General features: G+C 45.0%; 2 protein-coding genes. Both read left to right on the top strand.

What is annotated here, in order from left to right; all coding sequences use genetic code 11:
* Positions 1–16 precede the first annotated feature (16 nt).
* Positions 17–973 (top strand): hypothetical protein, encoded by a 957-nt coding sequence (locus tag COT43_10305; GenBank protein ID PIS27482.1) that lies wholly within the window; start codon positions 17–19, stop codon positions 971–973.
* A 236-nt stretch (positions 974–1,209) separates the two neighbouring features.
* Positions 1,210–2,696, top strand: a 1,487-nt coding sequence (locus tag COT43_10300; GenBank protein ID PIS27481.1) for a type II secretion system protein GspE, incomplete at its 3' end; no start/stop codon positions are given.

Below are 2,696 nucleotides of genomic sequence, written 5' to 3'. Positions count from 1 at the left end.
TAGTCGTGCGAAAAATTTGTCCATCATCGGCAATTGCTCCAATATGCAGGAGTTGTATAAGATGATCCAGAAAGTTGCGCCGTTAGATACGACGATTCTACTGGTCGGCGACACGGGGGCGGGAAAGGAACTCGTCGCTAAAGCGATCCATCAATGCAGTACGCGCTATGAGAAGAAATTCATTAGCGTAAATTGCGGCGGAATCCCGGAAACGTTGCTGGAATCGACACTCTTCGGGTATGAAAAAGGGGCTTTTACCGGAGCATTTAAACGCACCAAAGGCGTATTTGAAGAAGCCGAGGGCGGGACCTTGTTTCTGGATGAAATCGGAGAAACCAGCCCGGCTCTGCAAGTCCGATTTCTACGCGTACTTCAAGACAAGACATATCAGCGCGTCGGCGGTACAGAAACGATCCGAGCCAACGTGCGCATCATTTCCGCAACCAATAAAGACATTCATCAAGAAGTGAAGAACGGAAAATTCCGCGAGGATTTGTACTACAGGCTGAATATCATTACGCTATTTCTACCGCCATTAAGAGATCGCCGGGAAGACATTCCGTTGTTAATCAAGCATTTTCTATCAAAACACATGACTCCCGGAAGTCTTAAACCTAAAGAAATCGATGAAGAATCCATGAATATTCTGGTGAACTGGGACTGGCCGGGTAATGTACGCGAACTGGAGAGCGTTATCGAGCGAGCGATCGCTTTGAGCGATTCCATCCTGACTTCTGTGAAAGACCTGCCGGATTACCTGAAAGTGAATTTAAATCCTGTCACTTCAGTCGATTCCAAAGTCATTTTTTCCGTTGCCAAAGGAGATTTTGAAAGGAATTACCTTAGCGCAGTTTTGGAGCGTACCGGCTGGAATGTCAGCAAAGCAGCGATCGAAACCGGAATTCCCCGGCAAAATCTCTACTTGAAAATTAAAAAGTTCGGGCTGAAAAATCCGAATTCAAATTCCCTGTAACAAAAATCCGACATCTCGTTTCAAACGGAAACAACGAAAACATCGCTGTTTTTCCAAGTGATTATCATATTTATATGACAAACCGAAATCTCCACAGTTTCTTACCTTTCAACTGATTTTCGACGACAAAATTAAAAATATTCCCTCTGGCACGTGATTTGACGTTTCAACTAAACGGTTTTTTAAAAGTATGATTCTAACTATTGACTGGGAAGTCTTTTTCTAAGGTTTAAAGCATGGACGGAGAAATACAGACAACAGATCCGATCATAAAACGGATCAACTCATTTATCACGACAAATAAAGTTCCGCGGGTGGAATTGAAAACCATAGGTTTCATCGATCCTTCGGTAGCCGCGCTGATTCCGGAAGATATGGCTCGTCGGTTCGGTGCGTTAGCGTTTAGATTAAAAGACGGCAAACTCTCGGTCGCAATGTGGAATCCGTTCGATCCGATCGCACTCGAAACCATCCTGACAAAGACTGGTTTTCTTCTGGACGTTGTTTTTTCGCCTCGTGCTGTTATCGAAGAAGAAATCGAAAAGATTTATGCTCAAAAAGGAAATCTGGAAGAGAGCATGAAAGAATTGGTCGATTTCGAGGTTGAAGAAGATGATGATGAAGAATCGGATGAAGAAATGCTCCGAATTCAGGCGGAGGATGCGCCTGCGATTAAATTCGTCAATTTGCTCTTATTACAGGCAACGCAGGATCGGGCGAGTGATGTTCATATCGAACCTCAGGAAAAAGAACTGAAAATTCGTCTGAGAATCGATGGCATTTTACGCGAAATCACGCCGCCACCCAAACGCATGCAATCGGGAATCATCTCGCGCATTAAAATTCTCGGAAATTTGGATATTGCCGAACGCCGTGTGCCTCAGGACGGTCGAACCAAGATCAAGATCATGGGACGGCAGATAGATATCCGCATTTCCACGCTTCCTACAATCTATGGCGAAAAAGTCGTTATGCGAATTTTGGATAAAGGCAGTGTTTCTTTGAACATTAACGACATTGGGTTCGAGCCGAAAACGATGCAGAAGTTTAAAGAAATTCTGACTATGGCTCATGGAATGATTTTAGTGACCGGTCCGACCGGAAGCGGCAAAACGACGACGCTATACTCGTCACTCAATTTTATTAATTCTCCCGATAAGAATATCATCACCGTTGAGGATCCGGTGGAATATCGTTTAAAAGGCATTAACCAGATTCAAGCGCGCCCGCAGGTCGGATTGACGTTTGCGGCCGGATTACGCTCGATCTTGAGGCAAGACCCGGATGTCGTGATGGTCGGTGAAATTCGGGACAAAGAAACCGCAGAAATAGCGATCAAGGCGGCGTTGACCGGGCATCTGGTTTTATCGACTTTACATACAAATGACGCGGTGGCAACGATCATTCGTTTATTGAACATGGGTGTTGATAAATATTTGATTACCTCGGCGCTTTCGTTAGTCGTCGCTCAGAGATTGGCGCGGCGAATCTGCCTACATTGTAAAGTGGTGGATACTCCGAGTAGCGATGTCCGTGCCCGGCTGGAAGCGTTGGGAATTAATCCGAATGAAATTACTTTTTATAAAGGAAAAGGATGTGATCACTGCTCTGGAACTGGTTTTTGGGGACGCGTGGCAATTTATGAGTTTTTCCTATTGACACCGGAAATCAAAGAATTAATCCTCGCCGATGCTTCAGAAGAGCAAATTCGCAAGCGGAGCGA

The organism is Candidatus Marinimicrobia bacterium CG08_land_8_20_14_0_20_45_22, from assembly GCA_002774355.1.
GTDB lineage: Bacteria > Fidelibacterota > UBA2242 > UBA2242 > UBA2242 > 0-14-0-20-45-22.
Note: the sequence above shows the minus strand (reverse complement) of the source record. Positions and strands in the feature narration are given on the sequence as shown.